Raw genomic sequence first — 2,252 nt, forward strand, 5'->3', positions numbered from 1 at the left:
CCCAGCCACCGCGTCCGAGTGAGGCGTTGACCGGATCTCTCTCGAGCACCGTGATGGAATCTTTTCCGACTGGTTCGAAGTGGAGTACGACCACTATTTCGAACCTCCCGGCCTGGCCCGCTCCTACCCCCTGCTGTCACGCCCGTGCCGAGACGGCACCTACCGGGCACGAGTGTCGATCGCGGGCACCTTTGTGAACGGCAGTTCCTTCAGAGTCACGGACACAAGCCGCACCGCCGGCATCGACTGCGACCGCCCACAGTCGATCGCATGAAGGGAGCAGTGGGATCACCGCGTTGTGCGCAGGAAATGTGCAGGCGCGGATGCGGAGGCACGACGCCCGATGCCCAGCAGCAGGCGGCGTCAGGATCAGCCTGAGTGATGTTCAGGGTGGTGTAGGCAGGTTCGCTCGTCAGGGGGTCGGCATGCGCCGGCCAGACACCCCAGCCGTTACGCCACCAGGCGACCCGCCATACCTTTTCCTCAACCGTCGCAGGCGGGTCGTCGGCGAACTCCGCATCGGCGGAACGTCTCCACGGTCTCCGCCGGCTTGGCCTGAAGTAGAAGTCCCGGCTTCGCCTGCGAAGGAACATGTACTGAGAGTGGCATGAAACCAGCTCCGAGTCACCTCTCTCGGCTCATCTCAGCAAGACCGAACCCGGTTGGCTTCGGGCACCCGACTCCAGTGGTCGGCGGTACGCGAGCCGGCCTGTGCCGGTGCCGGGTTCGGCTTGCCTTTCACGGGCAAGTACGACCGGCCGCTCATGCTGTGCTGCTTGCAGCAGGTTTTGATCAGAACGGCCGACCGGACGGAAAGATCCATTTCGTTGTCGCGTCGAGCTCGGCTCCGCAGTCCATCGGTGCCCGGACCTGCCATCTTCGGTTCCAGTCATTTCGGCCTTCGGGATCCGGGCGAAGAAGTACGTGTGGACGGTCTGAACGCGGTTCCCGGGGATGGACCGCTTCCCGTGCGCCATCCATCCATCCACGCGTTGAGTTCTGTGCCGACCGGTCAGGCTTTCGCCTGGTTGCGTGCGAAGAGAATCGCTCCGGGAAGGCTCTCGTCGAGGCCGAGCAGCATTTGGGTCTCCACCGTGAATCCGGCGTCGCGCAGCCAGGCGGTCACTTGGGCGGGCTGGCGGCGGTGCACGTAGACCTTCATCTGGTGGCCGCCGTACCCCTGTGTTTTCAGATGCGACTCGTCGCCGACGTGAAAGCCGAGCAGCAACATTCCGCCAGGCTGTAGCGCCCTGCGGAAATGGCCGAAGACCGTGGGGACCTCATGGTCGGGGACGTGGATCAACGACCAGAAGGCGAGCAGGCCGACGAGAGAGTCGTCCGGGAGGTCGAGGTCGGTCATGGTGCCGACTTCGAATCGCAGAGCGGGGTGGTCACGCCGGGCGATGTCGATCATCGCGGGCGAGAGGTCGATACCGAAGACGTCCAGGCCCAGCTTTTGGAGGTGGGCTGTGACGTGGCCCGGCCCGCAACCCACGTCGGCCACTGGGCCGTCTCCTTCGGTGCGAACCAGGTCGGCGAACAGGGCCAGGGCGCCGCGGAGGTACGGGTGCTCGTTCAGCGCGTCGCGTGTCTGGTCGGCGTAGCTGACCGCGACGGTGTCGTAGGAGGTGCGAGTGTCTTCCAGCCAGTCGTCCGCGTTCATGGGCCAACACCCTAGTTCGTGATCAGGAGCCGCCGGTTCCCACCTCGTGCCAAGGCTCGCGTCGGCCTCGGGCCCGATCGTCGCGGACGTCGGCCATGACGGTGTGGGCGACATCGGCGCCGACCGCGAGTGCGTAGCGGCGGATGGTCGAGAGGTGCGGGTCGGCTCCAGCCGCTCGAAGTCCGCAGCCTCCGATCAAGTGACCCATTCGTGCTGCCCCATTTCAGCCTGGGTGGGATCCGGCGCTGCTCAGGATTCGAGCTTGGTCGGTCGCCCTTGGGCGGCGGCCTCGTCCCGTAGTGCCTTGGGCCAGGAGGCGACGAAATGCGCCATCGCCGGATCCCAGGGGCGGACGTTCTCCACGAACGAGACGGCGACGAGGTTGCGCAGGTCGGCGTCGTCGGACGTCATCGCCGACTCCAGGAACGACAGGCAGCGGCCGACCAGTTCATCGTTTCCCTGCCTGTGGGCTTGAAGGACGAATCTGGTGAGATCTCCGAACAGGACGGGCTTACTAGGCAACGCATGTCCTTGCAACCCAACCGGCCAACGCACCTCTCGGACGCGGTGGCTGGGCGGGGTGGTGGGG

The 2,252-nt window shown here is 65.6% G+C and carries 2 protein-coding genes; both read right to left on the reverse strand.

What is annotated here, in order from left to right; translation table 11 throughout:
* Window positions 1-1,012: 1,012 nt before the first annotated feature.
* Window positions 1,013-1,663: a class I SAM-dependent DNA methyltransferase gene (locus HII36_RS54735; protein ID WP_173531308.1), complete on the reverse strand. Its 651-nt coding sequence runs from the start codon at window positions 1,661-1,663 to the stop codon at window positions 1,013-1,015.
* Between the two features lie 249 nt (window positions 1,664-1,912).
* Window positions 1,913-2,185, reverse strand: coding sequence for a DUF7674 family protein (locus tag HII36_RS54740; protein WP_173531309.1), 273 nt, complete (start codon window positions 2,183-2,185; stop codon window positions 1,913-1,915).
* Between the last annotated feature and the right edge of the window lie 67 nt (window positions 2,186-2,252).

Source organism: Nonomuraea antri, assembly GCF_013283785.1.
Taxonomy (GTDB): domain Bacteria; phylum Actinomycetota; class Actinomycetes; order Streptosporangiales; family Streptosporangiaceae; genus Nonomuraea; species Nonomuraea antri.

Coding starts and splice junctions, on each gene's coding strand:
- HII36_RS54735 (WP_173531308.1), bottom strand. CDS start 1,663: ATGAACGCGGACGACTGGCTGGAAGACACTCGCACCTCCTACGACACC.